General features: G+C 62.4%; 16 protein-coding genes and 2 pseudogenes. 12 read left to right on the forward strand and 6 right to left on the reverse strand.

Going from position 1 to position 20,667, the window contains the following annotated elements; translation table 11 throughout:
* From AC630_RS08665 to AC630_RS08690, 4 genes and pseudogenes are all read left to right on the forward strand, one after another.
* Positions 1-405: pseudogene (locus AC630_RS08665) on the forward strand (tRNA lysidine(34) synthetase TilS); the annotation flags it as partial.
* Between the two features lie 276 nt (positions 406-681).
* Positions 682-2,604 carry an ATP-dependent zinc metalloprotease FtsH gene (gene ftsH / locus AC630_RS08675; protein WP_074118067.1) on the forward strand — a complete coding sequence of 641 codons (1,923 nt, stop codon included), beginning with the start codon at positions 682-684 and terminating at the stop codon, positions 2,602-2,604.
* Positions 2,605-3,249: 645 nt separating this feature from the next.
* The gene (locus AC630_RS08685) at positions 3,250-4,449 is read left to right on the forward strand and encodes an ABC transporter substrate-binding protein (protein ID WP_074118069.1); all 1,200 of its coding nucleotides are present in this window, start codon (positions 3,250-3,252) and stop codon (positions 4,447-4,449) included.
* 326 nt (positions 4,450-4,775) lie between these two features.
* Positions 4,776-5,825, forward strand: a complete 1,050-nt coding sequence (locus tag AC630_RS08690) for a transporter family protein (RefSeq protein ID WP_074118070.1) — start codon at positions 4,776-4,778, stop codon at positions 5,823-5,825.
* 331 nt (positions 5,826-6,156) lie between these two features.
* Here the strand turns inward: AC630_RS08690 and AC630_RS08695 are convergent, their stop codons facing one another.
* On the reverse strand, positions 6,157-7,119 hold the full coding sequence (locus tag AC630_RS08695; RefSeq protein ID WP_074118071.1) for an alpha/beta hydrolase family protein: 963 nt from the start codon (positions 7,117-7,119) through the stop codon (positions 6,157-6,159).
* A gap of 309 nt (positions 7,120-7,428) precedes the next feature.
* Between AC630_RS08695 and AC630_RS08700 the strand changes: the two genes are divergently transcribed.
* Together AC630_RS08700 and AC630_RS43570 are read left to right on the forward strand one after the other, a co-directional pair.
* Positions 7,429-7,962 (forward strand): hypothetical protein, encoded by a 534-nt coding sequence (locus tag AC630_RS08700; RefSeq protein ID WP_074118072.1) that lies wholly within the window; start codon positions 7,429-7,431, stop codon positions 7,960-7,962.
* A 614-nt stretch (positions 7,963-8,576) separates the two neighbouring features.
* The gene (locus AC630_RS43570; protein ID WP_143197912.1) at positions 8,577-8,789 is read left to right on the forward strand and encodes a hypothetical protein; all 213 of its coding nucleotides are present in this window, start codon (positions 8,577-8,579) and stop codon (positions 8,787-8,789) included.
* A 166-nt stretch (positions 8,790-8,955) separates the two neighbouring features.
* On the opposite strand, the gene AC630_RS08705 is transcribed toward AC630_RS43570, so the two are convergent.
* Both AC630_RS08705 and AC630_RS08715 read right to left on the reverse strand, forming a co-directional pair.
* Complete coding sequence (locus AC630_RS08705; RefSeq protein WP_074118073.1) at positions 8,956-9,633, reverse strand: alpha/beta fold hydrolase; 678 nt, start codon at positions 9,631-9,633, stop codon at positions 8,956-8,958.
* A gap of 768 nt (positions 9,634-10,401) precedes the next feature.
* On the reverse strand, positions 10,402-11,361 hold the full coding sequence (locus tag AC630_RS08715; protein WP_074118075.1) for a LysR family transcriptional regulator: 960 nt from the start codon (positions 11,359-11,361) through the stop codon (positions 10,402-10,404).
* Positions 11,362-11,450: 89 nt separating this feature from the next.
* On the opposite strand from AC630_RS08715, the gene AC630_RS08720 reads away from it, so the two are divergent.
* From AC630_RS08720 to AC630_RS46800, 4 genes and pseudogenes are all read left to right on the forward strand, one after another.
* Positions 11,451-12,272 (forward strand): gamma-glutamyl-gamma-aminobutyrate hydrolase family protein, encoded by an 822-nt coding sequence (locus AC630_RS08720; protein ID WP_074118076.1) that lies wholly within the window; start codon positions 11,451-11,453, stop codon positions 12,270-12,272.
* On the forward strand, positions 12,269-13,360 hold the full coding sequence (locus tag AC630_RS08725; protein WP_074118077.1) for a M14 family metallopeptidase: 1,092 nt from the start codon (positions 12,269-12,271) through the stop codon (positions 13,358-13,360). Before AC630_RS08720 ends, AC630_RS08725 begins: the two co-directional genes overlap by 4 nt.
* Positions 13,361-13,454: 94 nt before the next feature.
* Positions 13,455-14,294, forward strand: a pseudogene (locus AC630_RS46795) (MFS transporter); the annotation flags it as partial.
* A 31-nt stretch (positions 14,295-14,325) separates the two neighbouring features.
* Positions 14,326-14,763 (forward strand): MFS transporter, encoded by a 438-nt coding sequence (locus AC630_RS46800; protein WP_245330309.1) that lies wholly within the window; start codon positions 14,326-14,328, stop codon positions 14,761-14,763.
* A gap of 160 nt (positions 14,764-14,923) precedes the next feature.
* Here the strand turns inward: AC630_RS46800 and AC630_RS08735 are convergent, their stop codons facing one another.
* A complete protein-coding gene (locus AC630_RS08735; protein ID WP_074118078.1) occupies positions 14,924-16,414 on the reverse strand; it encodes a hypothetical protein in 1,491 nt (496 codons plus the stop codon).
* A gap of 295 nt (positions 16,415-16,709) precedes the next feature.
* Between AC630_RS08735 and AC630_RS08740 the strand changes: the two genes are divergently transcribed.
* Positions 16,710-16,874, forward strand: coding sequence for a Flp family type IVb pilin (locus tag AC630_RS08740; RefSeq protein ID WP_018641576.1), 165 nt, complete (start codon positions 16,710-16,712; stop codon positions 16,872-16,874).
* Between the two features lie 255 nt (positions 16,875-17,129).
* On the opposite strand, the gene AC630_RS08745 is transcribed toward AC630_RS08740, so the two are convergent.
* The gene (locus tag AC630_RS08745) at positions 17,130-18,113 is read right to left on the reverse strand and encodes a phosphatase PAP2 family protein (RefSeq protein ID WP_074118079.1); all 984 of its coding nucleotides are present in this window, start codon (positions 18,111-18,113) and stop codon (positions 17,130-17,132) included.
* Between the two features lie 269 nt (positions 18,114-18,382).
* Here AC630_RS08745 and AC630_RS08750 point away from each other — a divergent pair, with 269 nt between their 5' ends.
* A complete protein-coding gene (locus AC630_RS08750) occupies positions 18,383-19,063 on the forward strand; it encodes a TetR/AcrR family transcriptional regulator (protein WP_074118081.1) in 681 nt (226 codons plus the stop codon).
* Between the two features lie 150 nt (positions 19,064-19,213).
* Here AC630_RS08750 and pyk read toward each other — a convergent pair whose 3' ends face one another.
* Positions 19,214-20,650 (reverse strand): pyruvate kinase, encoded by a 1,437-nt coding sequence (gene pyk / locus AC630_RS08755; protein ID WP_074118080.1) that lies wholly within the window; start codon positions 20,648-20,650, stop codon positions 19,214-19,216.
* Between the last annotated feature and the right edge of the window lie 17 nt (positions 20,651-20,667).

Genomic DNA, 20,667 nt, shown 5'->3' on the forward strand with positions numbered 1-20,667 from the left:
GCCCGCAACCTGGCGCGGCTCGCGGCAAGGCTGGCGCGCGCCAATGCGGCGGTTGAGGTACTGGCCGACGGCGCCGAGCGCTTCCTCCTTTTGCGGGATCGCGGCGTTGCGCCGCAGCCAGGCGTTCGCAGTTTCGAAGCGTCCGCGTTTGCGGCCTTGCCGGAGGAAGTCCGGCTGCGGCTGCTGCTGCGGGCCATCGACGCCGTGGGGCATGAGGGGCCGGCGGAACTCGGCAAGGTCGAAACACTGATGGCGGCGCTCGATCAGGCGATTGCCACAGGTCCCCGCGCAGCCGCAAATGGCCGGCCGGTCCTGAAGCAGACGCTTGCGGGAGCCTTGATCAGCCTTGCCCGGGGGCGTATCCACATCGCGCCGGCGCCGGCCCGGCGGTCCAAAGGCGGATAGGAGCGGACAGGGCGGATCATGACACCGGCCGTTTCCGCAGCACGCCGTCAGGGCACCTTAACCAGGCAGGAAAAACCCCGAATCGGCCGCCATTATTTCAGCGGGAATCGGCCTAAGATGGGCTAAATAGTCCCATCTCGTTCCCTTGGCAGCGAGCGGGGCGGCACCTAAATTGTATGCATCCAACCGAGAGGATTCCTTGGGGATTTCCTCGTATTGCCCAAGTAGCTCCTGAAGGATCAGGGCCGCGATCCGCGCGACCACGAAGGAAGATCGATGAACGCCAATCTGCGCAATTTCGCCCTCTGGGTCATCATTGTTTTGCTGCTGTTGGCGTTGTTCACGCTCTTCCAGAATCCGGGTCAGCGCGCCTCCTCGCAGGACATCGCGTTTTCCCAGCTCCTGAGCGAGGTTGACCGCGGCAATGTGCGCGACGTCGTGATCCAGGGCCCGGACATCCACGGCACCTTCACCAACGGCTCGAGCTTCCAGACCTATGCGCCGAACGACCCGACGCTGGTGAAGCGCCTGTACGACAGCAAGGTCCAGATCACTGCGAAGCCGCCGGGCGACAACGTGCCGTGGTTCGTCTCGCTGCTGGTCTCCTGGCTCCCGTTCATTGCGCTGATCGGCGTGTGGATCTTCCTGTCGCGGCAGATGCAGGGCGGCGCCGGCAAGGCGATGGGCTTCGGCAAGTCGCGGGCCAAGATGCTCACGGAAGCGCATGGCCGCGTCACCTTCGAGGACGTCGCCGGCGTCGACGAGGCCAAGCAGGACCTCCAGGAGATCGTCGAATTCCTGCGCGACCCCGGCAAGTTCCAGCGCCTCGGTGGCCGTATTCCGCGCGGCGTGCTGCTGGTCGGCCCTCCCGGCACCGGTAAGACCCTGATCGCGCGCGCGGTCGCGGGCGAAGCCAACGTGCCGTTCTTCACGATTTCCGGTTCCGACTTCGTCGAGATGTTCGTCGGCGTCGGCGCCAGCCGCGTCCGCGACATGTTCGAGCAGGCCAAGAAGAATGCGCCCTGCATCATCTTCATCGACGAAATCGACGCGGTCGGCCGTCACCGTGGCGCCGGTCTCGGCGGCGGCAACGACGAGCGCGAGCAGACGCTGAACCAGCTGCTGGTCGAGATGGACGGCTTCGAGGCCAACGAAGGCGTGATCCTGATCGCCGCGACCAACCGTCCCGACGTGCTGGATCCCGCGCTGCTGCGTCCCGGCCGCTTCGACCGCCAGGTCGTGGTGCCCAATCCCGATGTCGTCGGCCGCGAGCAGATCCTCAAGGTTCACGTCCGCAAGGTGCCGCTGGCGCCGGATATCAACCTCAAGACCATCGCGCGCGGCACACCGGGCTTCTCCGGCGCCGACCTGATGAACCTCGTCAACGAAGCCGCGCTGACCGCCGCGCGCCGCAACAAGCGCATGGTAACGCAGGCCGAGTTCGAAGAGGCCAAGGACAAGGTGATGATGGGCGCCGAGCGCAAGTCGCTCGTCATGACCGAGGAAGAGAAGCTGCTGACGGCCTATCACGAGGGCGGCCACGCCATCGTCGGCCTCAACGTGCCCGCGACCGATCCGATCCACAAGGCAACCATCATCCCGCGCGGCCGTGCCCTCGGCATGGTCATGCAGCTGCCCGAGCGCGACAAGCTGTCGATGTCGCTGGAGCAGATGACCTCGCGCCTCGCCATCATGATGGGCGGCCGCGTCGCCGAAGAGCTGATCTTCGGCCGTGAGAAGGTGACTTCGGGCGCCGCCTCCGACATCGAGCAGGCCACGCGGCTTGCGCGCATGATGGTGACGCGCTGGGGCCTGTCGGAAGAGCTCGGCACCGTCTCCTACGGCGAGAACCAGGACGAGGTCTTCCTGGGCATGTCGGTCTCGCGGACGCAGAACGCCTCCGAGGCAACCGTCCAGAAGATCGACTCCGAGATCAGGCGCCTGGTCGAGGAAGGCTACAAGGAAGCGACCCGCATCCTCACCGAGAAGCATGCCGACCTCGAGGCGCTGGCCAAGGGCCTGCTCGAGTTCGAAACGCTGTCCGGCGACGAGATCGTCGATCTCCTCAAGGGCAAGAAGCCGAACCGTGAGTCCGTGCTGGAGCCGGCCACGCCGCGCGCCTCCGCCGTGCCCCCGGCCGGCAAGTCGCGTCCGCGCCCCGATCCGGATCCCGGCCTGGAGCCGCAGCCGCAGGCGTAGTCACGAGCGGCAGATCGAATTGAAAAACGCGGCGGCAACGCCGCGTTTTTTGTTGTCCAACGGCGCATTTGCGAACCGGCATTTCGGCGTCTCGCTATGGCAATGTTGATGTAGCTGCGCTCGAAACTCCGGTCTCGTGCCCCGGACGCAGCGCAGCGCCCCTTCGGCGGTGCACTGCAGAGCCGGGGCCTATTTCTCCGCGTCGTACCGTGTTGCCTTCTGGGTCCCGGCTCTGCGCCGCAACGCCAAGAGCATTGCAGCGCGTCCGGGACACGAGAGGAACGCGTGTTTCGTCACTATGCCCCGTCATTGCGAGCGCAGCGAAGCAATCCAGAAATGTATCCGCGGAAAGACTCTGGATTGCTTCGCTGCGCTCGCAACGACGATGTTGCTGCATTTGCGCTCGAAACTCCGGTCTCGTGCCCCGGACGCAGCGCAGCGTCCCCCTGGCGATGCGAAGCATCGTCCAGCAGGCGGTGCGGCTGCAGAGCCGGGCCCATGCTGCAGCGGTTTGCGCGGCCTTTGGGTCGACCCTACGATCCTGGACGCCGGAATGATTGGAGTCCACCGCGACGTCGTGGCATCCTCTCACCCGGCCGCGCCCTCGAGAAGCGCGTGCAAAATGACAAAGGGGAGGGGAAGCCGATGCGTTTGGCATTGGGTGCGCTTGGCGCCGTTTCAATCCTGCTGCTGCCTGCCGCCTCGCTCGCCGCCGAGATGCGCGGCGTCACCGCAACCGAAATCAAAATCGGCCAGACCATGCCCTATAGCGGGCCGGTCTCGGCCTTCGGCGCGCTCGGCAAGGGCGAGGTCGGTTACTTCAAGATGCTGAACGAGAAGGGCGGCATCAATGGCCGCAAGGTCAATCTGATCTCGCTCGACGACAGCTACGCACCGCCGAAATCGGTCGAGCAGACGCGCAGGCTGGTGGAGAGCGACGAGGTCGCGCTGATCTTCTCCTCGATCGGCACCGCCCACAACACGGCGATCGCCAAATATCTCCAGGCCAGGAACGTGCCGCAGCTCTTCATCGGCTCCGGCGCCTCGAAATTCGCCGACATCGCGCAATATCCGCAGGCGACGATGGGCGTGCAGGCGCCGTTCCGCTACGAGGCGCGGCTCTATGCGCGCTATGCGCTGGCGAAAAATCCGAATGCGAAGTTCGCTGTCATCTCGCAGAACGACGATTACGGCCGCGATTATCTCGCGGGCCTCAAGGACGTGCTCGGCGACAAATACGATTCCGTCGTCACCAGCGCGACCTACGAGATCCAGGATCCGACCATCGATTCCCAGATCGTGAAGCTGAAGGCCTCAGGCGCCGATGTGTTCGTGATCGCGGCGACGCCGAAATTCGCGGCGCAGGCGATCCGCAAATCCTTCGAGATCGGCTGGCGGCCGATGACGTTCCTCTCCAATGTCGCGGTGTGGGTCTCGACCGTGATGGAACCTGCGGGACTGGAAGCGGGCACCGGCATTCTCTCCACCGCCTACGTGAAGGACCCGGACGATCCCGCCTGGAAGGACGACCCGGGCGTCAAAGGCTGGCGCGAGTTCATGACGAAATATGTGCCGGAGGCCGACCTGCACGACACCAACTACGTCAATTCCTACAACAGCGCGATGGCGCTGGAGGCGGTGCTGAAAGCCTGCGGCGACGATCTGTCGACCGAGAACATTTTGATGCAGGCGTTCGCGATCCACGATCTCGAATTGCCGATGCTGCTGCCCGGCATCAAGGTCAACACTGGCACAACCGACCATGTCCCGGTCGACCAGATGCAGTTCATGCGCTTCAACGGCAAGAGCTGGGAGCGCTTTGGCGAGCTGCAGACGGGGAATTGATGACTGACAAGGGATCTGTTCTTGATCGAAGCTGGTGCGAGTCCAGCACTCGGATCGTCTCTCCCCATTGGGGAAGGTTGAACCTGGACAGCCCGAGCTCGAGCAACGTCGGGGGCATCGTGACGCCAACTGCGTTGCCGTTTTGATACCAAGTGAAATCAAGATACGACGGTTATGGCAGTGCTTCTGCCTCTTCAGCTTTTATGCGCACTGTTGCAAGGCGATTACAGCATTCGTCTCCGTCAGGAGTACCATCTCTAATTGCAATCTACGCAAGGGGATCCAAACCAAATCGGCCTTGGCCGAACGAACAGCAGGAGAGAGGAATGTCGGCGAAATCCTGGTGGAGTGTCCTTTCAATTGGAATCGCCGCGCTGCTCGGCAGCATCATCGGAGGCAATACACGCGCAATCGCGGCCTCCGACAACAACCCAAGAACATACGCAGGAGACTACCAGGGCGGCTCGCTTCCGATCGGAACCTTCATTGCGTTCCAATACGCAAGCTTTGCGCATGCCGATGCGTTTGTCGATCCCACCGGACATGCCCTACCAGGCTCGCACGCCAACACCTGGATAGAGTTTACGCGCGTGACCTATTTTTCCGAGATCGCGGATCATCCCTTCGTGATCGAAGCAGACCTGCCATTTGCGACACTGACGGATGTGAATATCCCGGGCACGAACAACCGTGTTGCCGGAGGGCTCGTCGACCCCGTGTTTCACATGACCTATTTCTTCATCTCCGACGCAAAGGTCCAGCGCTGGTTCGGAATCACGAATTTTCTCTGGCTGCCGCTCGGGCGCAGCTTCGACAACACAGCCGCGGTGAATGTCTCGACACCGGGGCAGCTCACCGACACCCCTCAGTTTGGTTACACCGAGGGACTTGGAAAGCTTTCGCCAAGCCTTAACGGGTGGTTTTTCGATCTGATCGCCAATGCATCGTTCCACAGCAACGGCAGAAGTCCTCTCGAGGTGGTCAATCCGCCTGGGGCCCCGTTCCCCGGAGTCCTGCGATACGATAGTTTGACGCAGCAGCCGTCGTATGACGTCAAGGCATTCCTGCGCTATAATCCGAGCACGTTCCTGTTTGCCGCCGTCGGCATAGAGAAGTCTTGGGGAGGCGAGCAAATTGGTACAAACGGCAGATTCGTCGCCGCCGGACTGCCGATCTCGATACCTCAGCCCAATATGTCGCTTGGTCGAGATGATTTCTTGAGGGGCCATTTCCAATTTCAAGTCCCGCTCGCTCAGGATTTCACCATAGCTGGTGATGTGTTTCACGATTTCCAGGCGACGGGTGGGCTGCGGGAGAACATCGGGGTCGAAGTTCGCCTGGCCAAATTCTTCTTTCCGCCACCGCGCGCGAACTAAGCCTCTCTTGACCGGAGCGATGCAGCCGAAGGCGGAGGCAGCCGCCACCGGTCGCCGATGGACTTCGATTTGGCTCTGACAAGGCCGGGCAGAGGTGCCTGCGATTCGTCGTCGAACAATGCGGCTGCATTGCCGGAGGGTCTCGTCCAAAAGCCGATATGCTGGTTCGACTGCTTCGGGTCCAAAAGCGGCAGTCAGCCCAACGATCCTGTGGCGTCCGGTTTCCCGCGACCAGCCGACATGGCAGCGGCTGTTGCGTTGTTCAGCTCAGGGCCAGAAGCAGTCCTTTCGAGGATGCCGACTAGGCGGCCTTGGTGGATACTCCCATCGCTCACAGGTGCTCACGAAAGAATCGTAGGACGCTTGCGTCGAAGTCGCGGTGAAAGGCTGCCCTATCGAAGCCCACCGGATCGGCGCAGAAGCGTGGCAGGTTGGTGGCAAGCTCCGGCGAGCACGGCGGCAGGAACGCGAAGTGACCAGCTGGCACGATATGAACCTCGGGTTGGCCCGGCAAAGCCTCCAGGACACGCGCAACGCCCTCCGGATCAACGCCCCGATCTTTGGCGCCTGATTCAGATCGCCAGACCTGCAATGGGATGTCGATGGGTGACAACGTACTCTTTGTGAATGCCACAGTCGGTGCAGGATCGGCAATTACAGCAGCCTTGATCCGAGTGTCTCGCGGCAGGTTCGTTGGGACATCGCCGCTCCGTACCTGCTCGCAAAAGCGGGAGTTATCTTTGCAGGAAGATGCAGTCCTCTGGAAATCGAGAGTGGCACCTGCGAGCACCAGCCCAGTGTACCCACCCTTCGAAAAGCCGAAGAGCCCAATTTTTGACGGGTCGATCGCGTCTCGGTCCTTCCAATCCTTCAGCATAAAATCGATTAGGTGAACCATATCGGCCGGCCGCGAGGCCCAACCCGACAGGGTTTCGCTCTGCGAGGTGTCGTTGCCGTTGTCACCCGGATGATTAATGGCTGCAACGACAAAGCCGGCGTCGGCCAACGCCTCTGCTGTGTCATGATGGAGACCGAACCAGCCGCCGCGACCGTGGGAGAAGACCACCAGAGGCAGCTTCGCGCCAGCGACAGGACAATCCTTCACGCCTTCAAGGGAATTGGTAAAGGGCACCGCGAGGCTGCCAAGCGGCACACTCTGCGGCTTAGCTGCGCATGGATACCAAATGGAGCCCGTGAGCGTTGGAGTTTCGAGCAACTGGATGCCAGCGCCCCGCGCGGGATATGCCAAACAACAAAGTATCAGGGAATAAGCAAAACATGTCTTGAGCCCCAAAGATGCCTCCTAACTACTAGATGTAGCTAGTCGAAGGCTCACCACAAGATTGTGTCGAAATCTTCGCGTATTTTCTGCCGACGCAACGTCCGAGATGGGTCACTCACAGACCTTCTGCCACGACCTGAACCAGCTCCGGTCTATTCCCGGAAACCGACATGGGCAGCGGCGGTCTCGGTACGTGTTGGGAGTACCGCCGACGTTAACCCTGTCGGCAAATGATCCGTGCGTGGCTCGGCAGCCGCCGACAAGTTGCCTCATTGGAGCGGAGAATTTTCAGCGGCACTAACTCAAGGTTAGAGGCGCATCATGCTGAGAATCGCGTTGTTGGGCCTGCTTATCGTGTTGGGTGTAGGAGTGCTGTCAGCAATGGAGCTCAGAGCTCCACCGCGCCGCGCAGTCGCGATCGTCCAGCCCCTTGCCGAGCCAAACGCAGACATTTCCGATTCACATGGCGCGTTGGCGAAGGCCGATCGCCTTGAGGTTGCCGCCGTGAGTAGCGAGAGGCCGGCACAGGCTTCCTTGGTCGACGAACGCATTGCTCCGCCGCGCATTGTTCCGCCGGAAGACATCAGTATCGGTTCTTCAGAGCCTCCGACGCCGATCGTCCGTCATGGGGACAATCCGAAGAAGGTCACTACCGCTGCACGTCCCAAGTCGATTGCCAAGTCGATTGCCAAGTCGATTGCCAAGCCGATTCCCAAGTCGAAGCCGACGGCGCCCGTTATCAAGCGAACTGCCAGTTTCCAGCGTTCAAAGGCCGCCAGCGATACCGAGCCCTGTCGGCTCAAGGCGTTTGGCGGCTTGCAAAAGGCTTTGAATTCAGCCGCGTGCGAAATCTGAGGGCCCCTATGAGCATGGCAGATCGAAGTCGAACAATCTGTGTTCGTGGTCCGCTGTGGGGTAAAGAAGCGGAAGTCTGGGTTGCCAGATGCTCGGTCCGCTCTGTCTTTGATAGTGGACATGCAAGGGCTTTCGCTGGCCACTTTCGGACTCATGCACCGCACCAAAGGAGCCTGATCGTTGGCGCGCGTTGAAGCAGCGCCGACGCACGACCATCCGCTGATTCGTCTCAGCTGCGTCGGCCTTCTCCGAGATCGCGAAGGTAAGTTGGCTCTCAAATCCTTTCGCACGATGGTCTCGAAGCGAGAGGCCCGCTATCCAAAATCTTATCGGAGTTGGATCACCAGCGACCTTTAGCCGGTCGCATCGGACACAATTCCATCCGACTGGTTAGGTCCGGCACGGACCGACGGGACACGTGCTGGACCGCCCCAGTTGGGCTCCCACGTTCACGGACCGGTGAACGGCGACTGCGGCTCTGACGAAATAAGCACGAAGCGATTTCCTATTTCGGCGAAGACGGGCTGAAACGATTCGGGATCAGCATGCAGTGCGTTGGGGGGTATTGTAGTGAGTATCCGATTTGCTTCTTGCCAATTCATAGGGAGAACGAAATGATTGACAAATCTCGACCCGCATTTCTCGCCTTCGCAATTTTCGCGATCACCAGCACTGCAATTGCCCCAGCCTCGGCGGCCGTTGCCAAACATACAATTCAGTCGAACACGCGAAATCATGGAATTCATTGGACGCCGACACTGCGAACGCCGGCGGCGCAACCCGAACGCCCAGCCAATGATCCCTTCGCATCCATGGTGTTGGGATGACGACGAAGGCCGAGTTGGGTCACTAACCGAATTGTAGATTTGCGGCGGTGGCCCGCTTCGGGTCAAAAGCGGCGGTCTGGGCAGAGCGGGCTGATGTCCGGTCTAACCCAGACAGCCGACGCCGTGACGGTGCGATATCCGCAAGAGGCGACAGCAACGGAGCCTGTCAGGCCCCTCCATATGCAAGAAGGCGCTCGGTCAACGCTTCCGGATTCGACAACGCGACGAGATGGCCACCGGGAATTTCCTCTACCTCCTTGCCGAGCCTTGCACGCGCGACGCGCCGTTGAAATTCGACCGGGAAAAAACGGTCGTCTCTTGCCGCAAGAACATGAACGGGGATGTTGGGCCAGTGCTCGAAGCGACAGGGCTCGCCGAAAACGGTGGGAGCTTCCTCGCGTGCTTGTTCCGGGCCGGTGCGCAGCACGTCCTGCGGCACGTCATGCAGAAAGTAGGTTCCCACATCTAATTCCGTCGCATATCCGCCGCGCGTCGCGGCTTCTTCGCGCGCTTCGACCGCTCCTGTGGCGCCCCACCATGCACCAGCGGTCTCCCCGGGCTCGGGGATCATCGCGTTAACGAATACGACTGTCCGCACGGGAGCACGCACGCAGACGAGGGGCGCCGTGAAGCCCCCTAGCGACTGGGCGACGAGTATCACGTCTGTTCGTTGCGCGATCGCGCCGATGACGATGTCCGCATACGCCGCAAGACCGGAGTTCCTGTCGTCGCCAGGCAGATCGACGGCGATGGCTTCGTGCCCCGCCGCGCGAACAAGCGGGACTACGCGGTGCCAATACCAAGCCATGCCGCCTGCCCCGGGGAGAAGGACGAATGTTGCCATATGGGTTCTCCTGTGTTGCCACCAGAATTGCTGCTCAGCGAGCTTGCCCGCTTGATCAGGATTGATCTTACCTATGATGTGAGACCGGGCTGGTTGTCGCCTTCGGGTCGAAGCGTCGTTCTAGTCGCCCGCTAGTCACTTCCGGTCTGTCCCAATAGGCGGACGATTTAAAGCGCGCCTATGGGCAATCGCGTGGGGTTGATCCTTGGGGCGGTCCAATCGCGTACCAACCTATTTTCATGTGTGCTACCTAGTTGGGTAGCAAAATGGTAGCGGGAAAAGCAGATGACTGACGATCAGGTCGATCTCGTCGTTCGGCACCTTTGCGAGCAATTGCACTTGGCGCTCCGATTGAAGGGTAGCGAGGCACATCCGCCAAACGCCAAGGATATTGGATTCGACCCTGCCTCTGTAAGAACTGTACTGCTGACCGGCTTGCGGTCGGCGGGTGTCACGATCCACCACGGGGCAGCCGGGGCGAGCGAAGAGCCGCCGTGGTCCTAAACGCAAAACGCGGGACAGACGCCCCGCGCCAATGTCTCAGTTGGGTCCAGAAGCGGAAGTCGGGGGCTGCCAAGGACTTGGTCCGCTCTGTCTTTGATAGCGGACATGCCAAGGGCTTTCGCTGCACGTCGGCTCAGGGCCCCAAAGCCGAAAGTCGCATCAAGGCATGCGCGCAATCTATCGTGCGCGGGCGGGGATTTTACGCGGGAAACAGACGAATTGCGCGAGCGGGCGGCCAATTCAGATCGCGTCGAAGTTCGACGGTCAACCAAATTGAACGCGGCGCTTACGATACCCCCTTAGAAACGCTATCTCCTTGGTCGCCTCGGCAAAGTGCGCTCGAACGATTTGGAATGCGCGATCAGCTGCTGGTGCCAACGTGCGCCCTCGGCGCCGCACAATGCCAAGGGTCATGTCCAGTTCGAGCGGCGGATGCACATCGAGTGCCGTCACCTCGCGGGCGCGCATGGCGTCAACCACCGCAAGGTCCGTTCCTGGCACAACGGCGTCACTGCTGGCAATCAGCTTTCGCAAAGTCATGACATCGTCTGTTACGACCGAAAAATGATCGAGCATGGGCATCCGCAGCGCATACAGCTGCGAGAAACGCCGCATCAGCGACTCGTCAAGATAGCCGCCTGCCGCCAGCGGAAATCGCTTAAGGTCGGCCGTGCCAATCCGCCGCTTCCCCGCCAGAGGATGGTTTCGTGCAGCAAACCAGCCGAAGGTGCAGCGATAGACCGGCTCGACAGCAATCTCCGGGATTTGTTCGGCGACACGAATGTCGCCCACAAAGAAGTCCAGGCGCTCTTCGACAAGTTCCTCGATCAGCAGGTCCGATGTCCTGACAAGCGCCCGCAGCTTGAGCTTGGGAGCGTCATGCATCAACTTCAGCAGCATCGGCCCAAGAAGCCAGGCGGCCAGCGACGACCCCATCCCGAAAGAGAGTGGCCCGAGTTCTCCTGCCCGCATCACTTCGAGCTCACGAGCTCCTTCTCGCGCGTCGAATACGATGCGCCGCGCCCGCTCAACGTAGGCAATCGCATATGGTGTCGGCCGGAGACGCCGGTCGGTTCGATCGAAAAGCGGTACCCGTAGTTCATCTTCAAGCGCACGCAAGCTGCGCGACAGCGCGGGTTGGCTGAGATGCACGGACTCAGCAGCTGCGCTGAGCGAGCCCAGCTCCATGACTGCCAGGAAGTGGCGAAGTTGCCGGGTGTTCACGGGATCATACCTTGACTTGCACGTTATGCATTATTGTGCAAATTTAATTGCAATATGCGCAACTATCTATCCGCCGTAAGTTGCGCCATATGGTCTTCCATTCAACCACGTTATCCCGGCCTCGTCCCGTTGTCGTGATCATGACGGACCGTGTCGAACTCGACGGTCACGCGGCACACGTTGGCTTCCACGGATATGTGCGCGCCGTAAGCGAGGTGGCACAGGCCCTGCCGCTTCTGCTGCCGGCCGCAGTCGACGCAATCGACGCCGAAAGCCTGATCGCTGGAATAGATGGAGTGCTGCTGACCGGCAGCCCGTCGAACGTTGCGGCCGAACGCTACGGGGCCTCTCCCTTGCCCGCGACGACAAGGCTCGACGCCGACCGGGACGCCACGGTGTTGGCCTTGATCCCAAAGCTGATTGCGTCTGGCGTGCCGGTTCTCGGAATCTGTCGCGGCTTCCAGGAACTTAACGTGGCCTTCGGTGGCAGCCTGCACCCGGCTGTACACGAGCAACCAAGTCGGCTCGATCATCGCGAAGGCGATCACAGCCGTCCGATCCAGCGCTGGTACGACGACAGCCATGAACTCCACGTCGTTCCCGGAGGTCGGCTTGCGCAGCTAGCCGGGGCGGGTCGCGTGTCGGTTAACTCGTTGCATCACCAGTGTGTTGATCGCCTTGGCAAAGGCCTGCGGATCGAAGCCACCGCACCGGATGGCTTGATCGAGGCATTCTCCGTCGAAGGCGCAGAGAACGCCACACTAGCTGTGCAGTGGCATCCGGAAATGCGCATCGACGACTGCGCTCTGTCTCGCGCGATCTTCGCCGATTTTGGCATGGCCTGTCGCAAACGCCAATCCGAGCGCTTGCGCCTCCCGTACCGCGCGAATTTGAGGGATTCAGAGTTATGAACAACCAGGCCATCGAGCTATTCAGCGCGACCTACGTGGAAGCGCGGACGAAGTTCCTGCAAGCGGCGGCGAAGCGCGGCCTTGCCGTCAATTCGTTCGTCCTTCCTCTGCAGGGTGTTGATGGAGAAACTCTGGCGACCGACGTCGTACTTGATGGACCCGACGACGCAGAGTCACTGCTGATGGTGATAAGCGGGGTCCATGGAGTCGAAGGCTATTGCGGGTCCGCCATCCAGACCGGCGCTCTTGACGTCGGCTTGCCCCAACAAACCCGATCTGAAGGCAAAGTCGCAGTCCTGCATGTGCATGCAGTCAACCCCTACGGGTTTTCTCATTCCCGCCGCGCGACGCAGGAAAACGTCGACCTCAATCGCAACTTCATCGACTTCTCGGCTCCTCTGCCCGTGAATGCCGGTTATGCCGACATCCACGATCTTCTCCTGCCGCAGACCTGGCCGCCACACCCCGACAACGAGGCAAAACTTGCCAACTATCGCGAACGCTTCGGCGACCGCGGCCTGCAGCGAGCGACGTCAATGGGTCAGTACGCCTTCAAGGATGGCCTCTTCTTCGGGGGCCACGAGCCGACCTGGAGCAACAAGACGTTCAGGCGCATTCTTCAGCAGTACGGCGGTCAACGCACCCATATCGCCTCCATTGACATCCACACTGGCCTCGGCCCGTACGGGTTCGGCGAAAGGATTCTTGCCTGCCCCGAGGAACCGGTTGTCCTGGAACGTGCGCGCCGCTGGTGGGTCAATCTCACCTCCGTCGAAACCGGGACCTCGACCAGCATTCCCCTGAACGGCCCGGTCCAGACCGCCTTTGCCGAGGAGTGTCCGGAGGCGCTACAAACGCATATCTGCCTCGAGTACGGAACCCGTCCGTCGGGCCAGGTTAAGACGGCACTGCGCGCTGAACATTGGCTGTACCGCCAGGGATCTGTCGATCAGACAGGAAACGCGGCTATCAAGCAGGCCCTCAAAGACGCCTTCTACCCCGATGCCGATGATTGGAAGCTCGCTGTCTGGCAACAGGGCTGCGAGGCCTATAAGCAGGCCATCGAAGGCCTTCGCTCCACCCGATAACAACCGGTCACGACACCACACCAGCCATCGGCCGATCTAGCCGCGCATGACAGCGAACAAGGAGGCATAGATGAGCGCGACGACCCTCAGTCCGATGAAGCCCGCGACCGGCAATCCAATATCATCGGATACAGGAGTGGCGCAGACCCCGACCATCAGTCGTACTGCTGTGGTTGCGGCGGTCGCAGGTAACGCGCTGGAGTTCTACGACTTCGTCATCTACGCCTATTTCGCGGTCTACATCGGCCGCGCTTTTTTCCCCATCGAAGGTGAGTTCGGTAGCCTGCTCGCCTCGGTTGCGACCTTTGGAGTTGGCTTCTTCACGCGCCCGCTCGGCGGCATTCTGATAGGCGCCTTCGCCGACAAGGCCGGCCGCAGGCCAGCGATGATTCTCACAGTCGTGCTGATCACCCTCGGCACGCTCGGAATGGCCGCAACGCCCAGCTATGCGAGCATCGGCATCGCAGCACCCATTTTCGTGGTCTTTTGCAGGTTGCTGCAAGGTCTCGCCATCGGCGGAGAAGTTGGCCCATCGACGGCACTACTCATCGAAGCGGCCCCGGTGCACCGCCGCGGCTATTACGCAAGCTGGCAAATCGCAAGCCAGGGCCTCGCCGTGGCTTTTGGTGGCCTGTTAGGGGTGACAGTGTCCGTGCTCCTGAGCCCGCAGGACCTTGCTGCCTGGGGCTGGCGCATTCCGTTCCTGTTCAGTCTCGCGCTGATCCCGATCGCCATCTACATTCGTCGCAGCCTGCCTGAGACACTTCAGGACGGCGATCAACGCAGTACGAAGCAGATTGTGGGCTCCCTGCTCAAGGGGCAGCGCGGCTACCTCGCTCTCGGCATCCTCATCTCGTTGGCGGGCGCAGTGTCGACCCAGGTTGGCAATTACATGACCACTTATGCGGTCCAGACGCTCAAGCTGCCGGCCACGCTCGCCGTGAGCAGCGTATTGGTCGGGGGGCGTGGCGACTTTCATCTTCGCACTTGCCGCCGGCGTCCTCTGCGATCGCTACGGAAGAAAGAAGATCATGGTGCTGCCCCGCATTGCACTGATGCTCTTGATCGTGCCGATGTTCCTCTGGCTCGCTGGCGCACCCAGCGCGAACACGCTGTTGGTGACAACCGCGATTCTCGCGGCTCTCACGGCTCTCAGCGCCTCCGCCGGTCTGGTCGCTCTTCCAGAACTGCTGCCCATGGCCATTCGCAGCACGGGGCTTTCATTGATTTATGCCATCGGAACCACCCTATTCGGAGGCACGACACAATTTATCGTCACGTGGTTGCTGGCCGTGACGCACGATCCGCTTGTGCCTGCGTACTACACGGCGGCCACGAGTCTGGTCAGCATCGCAGCAATGGCTCTGCTTCCCGAAACGCGGCACTTCGACGTTACGAAGTAAGGCGAATAAATCTGCCCATTGACGAGCTGGTCGAATACCCGAGGCCGGCTCGCCAATACCCGCTACAATCATATGGCGTCCGGTCTGCCGCAGACAGCCGACATGGCGACGACTCTTGCGATGTTCTGCCCAGGGCCAGGAGCGCCCTGGAGCTACGTTCTCACTTCGACGACGTCACGGCCGCGGTCTGCTGATCGTCCCGCACATGGATCACCGCGATCTTGTCGGCGTAGAGCCGTTTCCAGCCCTTGATGTGATCCAGCACCTGGGCGGCCGGCGAGTCCGCGGCCAGGAGCGTGGCGTCGATCTTGTACTCGTCCAGCAGCCGGGTCAGGTTGTCGAGCTTCTTGACCTCCACGGCCTTGAAGAAGTCCATCACGAAGGTCTCGCCATAGAGCTCGGCGCGGCCGTCGACGAAGACCGGGACGTCGCGCGAGATCAGATAGCCGCCGAACTTGTACGCGTTGAAGATGCGCTGCGCCCCACGCTTCTCGAGCAGGTCGACGGCGGCAACCGGCGTCTGATCCATCGTGAAGGTGAAGCGGTGATGCGCCATGAAGATCGAGGTCGAGGTCCAGGCCGCTGCCACGATCATCAGCGCGCCCGTTGCGGTCACGTAGCGAGCGGGCCAGCTTGCACCGCCCAACGTGTCGGGCTGCGGCAGCGGTGACCGTTCGCCGAGCGGCTTGGCCAGCACCAGCGGCACCAGGAACGCGAAGGCCTCGATGCTTCTGACATGGGTGAGCGCCATCCAGGTCAGGAGCAGGATCAGCAGAATGCGCGGCAGCGACAGCGTCAGGCCACGATAGAGCCCGATCGCGATCAGCCCGAACAGCGCGCCTTCGAACGCGTTGAAGGATGCGAAATTCACGGGCGACCATTCGGAGATGACCGAGAGCAGCTCGCCGAGATTGAGGATGTTGGTCGCACCGAGCAATGTGCGCCAGCCATAGGGCGTGACGCAGCACGCGGCCAGCGCCGCGACACCGAACAGGAACCAGCGCAACAGTAGCCGGACCTGCTTGCCGGACTCCATGTCCCAGGTCGCCACGAACGACATCGGGCCGATCAGCGCCAGGCCCAGCACGAAGCCGCCATGCAGGTTCGCCCACAGCGACATCAGCGGCAGCCAGCACCATGACGGCGCGACCTTGCGATCGGCCGCATTCATCAGCATGCCGACCCAGGCGATCATCACGGGCAGCGCCAACATATGCGGCCGCGCCAGGATGTGATGCAGCGACAGCACGACCGCGAGCATCGCGAACAGCACTGCGCGCGGAATCTCCAGATGCGCGTCGAGCAGGTCGACGAGGATCGCCGCCGACAAGGCGACCGCAAGCGCGGTGAGGATCACCGGGCCGGCCCAGTCCCATTGCGCATAGGAGATGGCGAACAGCACCTGCGACAGCCACGAGGTCGAGATCCAGGGCTCGCCGGGCCGGGTGAACGAATAGAAGTCCGTGTAGGGAAGGGCGTGGTGATCGAGGATCCATTGCCCGATCTTGATCTGCCAGAACGAGTCGGAGTCCTGAAGCAGCGTGTCGCCGACATAGAGGAAGAAGAGATAGGTGCCCGCGCCGACGCACAGCGGCGCCAAGGCTCGCGCGCGGTTCTGCACCGCGATGCTGTTGGCAAAGGAAAGGGACATCGCCGCCTCGTCGTCCTGATGTTCTTGTCGGGTTGGCCGAGCGGCGGCATTGGACCACGGCGGTCATAACTTCGGGTAAATCACGGCCGCGCCAGAGTGAAGTCCCGATAATTTAACCGATTGTTTTAGATTTCGGTTTACCATCGACGAATACATGCAAACCGCTCCGTGTTTACGCAGTTGAGTTAACTGCGGCGCAATTCTTTGCCGTTACGCTCGGTTCCATGGTCAGGCGGCGCTGGGAAGCCGAAAAGACCAGACCAGTTGTAGCCTCGTGTTTTTTTGGGAGCACTCTATGAAGAACCTCGTTGCGCGTTTCGTGAAGGATGAGTCCGGCGCCACTGCGATCGAATACGGCCTGATCGCTGCCGGCATCGCGCTGGCGATCATCACCGTCGTCAACAACCTCGGCAGCACGCTGAACACCAAGTTCGGCTCGATCTCGAGCAGCCTCAAGTAAGGCCGAACCAACCTGGAATTTTGAGAGCCCCGTCCTGGACGGGGCTCTTTTCTTTTGGGCGCACGGCATCAAGGAACCCGTAGGGTGGGCAAAGCGACTTGTCCGCCGTAGCTCGAAGAGCGAAGGCGGAAGCGTGCCCACATCGGAAATAAGTGAACTGCGAGAATGTTGGCGGGCACGGCGCTACGCGCCTTTGCCCACCCTACGCACGTCGCATGTGATTGGCTGCGGCGAGACGCGCTGCTTGTCGTGCCGCTATTCTGCGAGGCTGGGTTGCCAGGCCGGTGACGAAGCAGGCGCGGCAGGAACACGCGCCGCGCGGCCGAGCCATTCGAGATAGAATTTCACCGCCCAGATCGAGGCCGCGGCGACTGCGACGCCGCCGGCGACATCGATGAGGTAATGCGCGCCAATCACCGGCGTCGCCGCGATCATCAAGAGGTTGAGCGCGGCCGCGATGCCGCCGATGCCGCGCACCGGCCACAGCGCCCACATGTAGAGCACGGCGGATGCGGCGTGAAAGCTCGGAAACGAGACGATGCCGGAGAGGAAGAACAGCCGGAGCTCGTGCAGGCTGCCGTCGCGAAGTGCGAGGATGTCGCGCAACTGTCCAGCATAGATTGCGGTGTTGATCTCGGGGAAATGTGCGGCCGGCAGTTGCAGTCCGTAATAGGTGCCGATCGCCGGCACCACGGCGGAGATCGCGATGGTGACGGCGAGCGCAAGGCTCATCGCGAGCATGAACAATTGCAGCCGCACATAACGCGCCGTCAGTGCAAGCACGACGGGGATGCCGAGTAGCGGCCATTTGATCAGCCCGTAGCCGCGGGCAAGACAGTCTGCGAGCCAGGGATGGTCGTTGACGTATCGCGCGATCGGTTCGGGATCGAGCCCGAGCGCGCGGTCGATCGCAAGCAATGCCTGGTCCTGGAGCGGCCAGTTCATCTTGCCCGCGACGTAGCTGAGCGGTCCGACGATGGCGCAGGTGAGAATGATCTGTCCGATCGTGCCGAGCGAAAACACAAGCTTCGGATCCGCAAGTTCGCCCTTGACCATCCGGTGGCAATAGGCGCTCCCGAGCAGGAACGCGGCGATTGCCAGCGTCACGCCGTAGGCGACCGGCTCGAGACTGAGACCGGTGATGGGGAGGCCGAGCGCCAGCAGGCAGCCCATGGCTGCGATGGGAAGCCAGTTCAGGTGGAAGAGCTGCCAGGCGGTCCGGGCGTCCGTGTCGACCATGCTGCACCGAATTGGGATCGCAGTACCGAAGTACAGTGGGGGAGCTGGCTTAAAATGGCGGTAACGATCGTGGTCAGCCCTTCATCAATCAGCTCGATGCAATTTTAGGTATTTGCGGTTTCGCCGCATTGCGTGGCGCTCCACGCATTTGCATCTTGTCATCCACTCTGAATAGTTGTTCACTCCTTGCGGGGCGATTTGCAGCGAATTGAGTGACGAAGCGTTCGGTCGCAGGGCGTGCGGCGGGCGTGTGGGACAGGAAGCGCGCCATGGTTTATCGGCGGACGCATCAAGTGGTTAAGCGCCTTGCGGCGCGGCGCAGTGCGATACTGGCGGCGGCGCGGGAGGCTGCGGCGGAAGGCGGAATGGCGGCGGTGCAGATCGCACCGGTCGCGGTCCGCGCCAGTGTCGCGGCCGGCACGGTCTACCGTTACTTCCCCTCCAAGGCCGAGCTGATCTCTGAATTGATCGCCGAGGTCTCCCGCGACGAGCTGGCGGCGATCCGCCGGGCGGCCGATGCCGCGCCCGGTCCGTCCTCGGCGCTGGCTGCCGCCGTCACTACAGTGGCGGTCCATACCCTGTCGCAGCGCAGGCTGGCCTGGGGCATCCTGGCCGAGCCGGTCGATGTCGATGTCAGCGCCTCGCGCCTGGCGAGCCGGCGCGAGATCGCGGGCGAGATCGCCTCGCGGATCGATGCCGCCGTGCGCGCCGGTCACCTGCCTGCGCAGGACACCGCGCTTGCCGCCACCGCGCTGCTGGGCGCGTTGCATGAGGCGCTGGTCGGGCCGCTCGCGCCTGATAATCTCGACGATACCGCCAGGATGCGGGATGCGGTGCAGACCGTGACGCTGCTCGCGCTGCGCGCCGTCGGCGTCTTGGATGCCCGCGCCCGCGGCCTTGTGGTGCAGCAGACGCTGCTCCCGACCACGAAGGCGCTGGTGGGCGCGTAAAGTCGAAGAGCGATCGAGGCGGAAGCCTCATCGCGCTCAGGCCGTTGCCTGAGCACGCCTTTTCGAAAAACCGCAGCACGTTCGCCGGACTAGCCGGCTACTTTGCATGGGGTTGTTTTCGATATTTTTGTCTGCCGCGCGCCGGCGGACTTAGATATTCGCCTCGCCCTCGGGCCCGACCGAGGCGATGCGCACCATGTTGGTGGTGCCGGGAATGCCGAGCGGCACGCCGGCGACGATGATCACGCGCTGGCCGGCGCGGACGAAGCCGTCGCGGAACGCGATCTGGCCGGCGCGGCTCACCATGTCGTCCTGGTCGCGCGCGTCTTCCGCCACCACGCAATGCACGCCCCACACGACCGCGAGCTTGCGCCCTGTCGCCATGTTCGGCGTGATCGCGACGATCGGCGGCTTCGGCCGCTCGCGGGCCACGCGGATCGCTGTTGAGCCCGAGCTGGTCCAGCAGATCAGCGCTGGCAGATCCAGCGTTTCGGCGATCACGCGGGCGGCGTCCGCGATCGCGTCGCCCGCGGTGGCTTCGGGCTCTGGCCGTTGCGCCGTGACCACCGAGCGATAGGTCGGGTCGCGCTCGACCTCCTCGCCGATGCGGTTCATGGTCGAGACCGCCTCGACCGGGAATTTGCCGGCCGCTGATTCCGCCGACAGCATGATGGCGTCGGCGCCTTCGTAGACGGCGGTGGCGACGTCGGAGACTTCGGCACGGGTTGGCACCGGCGACTGGATCATCGATTCCAGCATCTGGGTCGCGATCACCACCGGCTTGCCGGCGCGGCGCGCCATCCGGGTCATCTGCTTCTGCAGGCTCGGCACGCGCTCCAGCGGCAGCTCGACGCCGAGGTCGCCGCGCGCCACCATCAGCGCGTCGGAGGCCTCGATGATGTCGGCGAGGCGGTCGATCGCCTGCGGTTTCTCGATCTTGGCCATCACCGCGGCGCGGCCACGGATCATCTTCTTGGCCTCAAGCACGTCATCGGCGCGCTGCACGAACGACAGCGCGATCCAGTCGACGCCGGTGGTCAAGGCCGCCTCGAGGTCGGCGCGGTCTTTCGGCGTCATCGCCGAGACCGGCAGGTCGGTGTCGGGCAGGCTGACGCCCTTGCGGTCGGACATCCGGCCGCCGACCACGACGCGCGTCACCGCATGCTCTTTCGAGGTCTCCTCCGCGATCAGGCGCACCTTGCCGTCGTCGAGCAGCAGCGCATGGCCGGGCCGCAGCGCAGCCAGAATCTCGGGATGCGGGAGATTGACGCGCGTGGCATCGCCCGGCGTCTTGTCGGAATCCAGCGTGAAGGTATGGCCGTTCTGGAGCTGGACCGCGCCTTCAGCGAAGGCGCCGAGCCTGAGCTTGGGGCCCTGGAGGTCGACCAGGATGCCGATCGGCCGGCCGTAGCTGCTCTCGACGTTGCGGATCGTCGCCACCAGCTCCCGCATCTTGTCATGCGGGGTGTGGCTCATGTTGATGCGAAACAGGTCGGCTCCAGCCTCGAACAGGCGGCGGATCATCGCGAGGTCTGACGAGGCGGGTCCGAGGGTCGCGAGAATCTTGATACGGCGGAGACGCCTCATGGCTTGCTTCCAGACGG

Source organism: Bradyrhizobium sp. AS23.2 (assembly GCF_001908185.1).
In the GTDB taxonomy this organism is placed as follows: domain Bacteria; phylum Pseudomonadota; class Alphaproteobacteria; order Rhizobiales; family Xanthobacteraceae; genus Bradyrhizobium.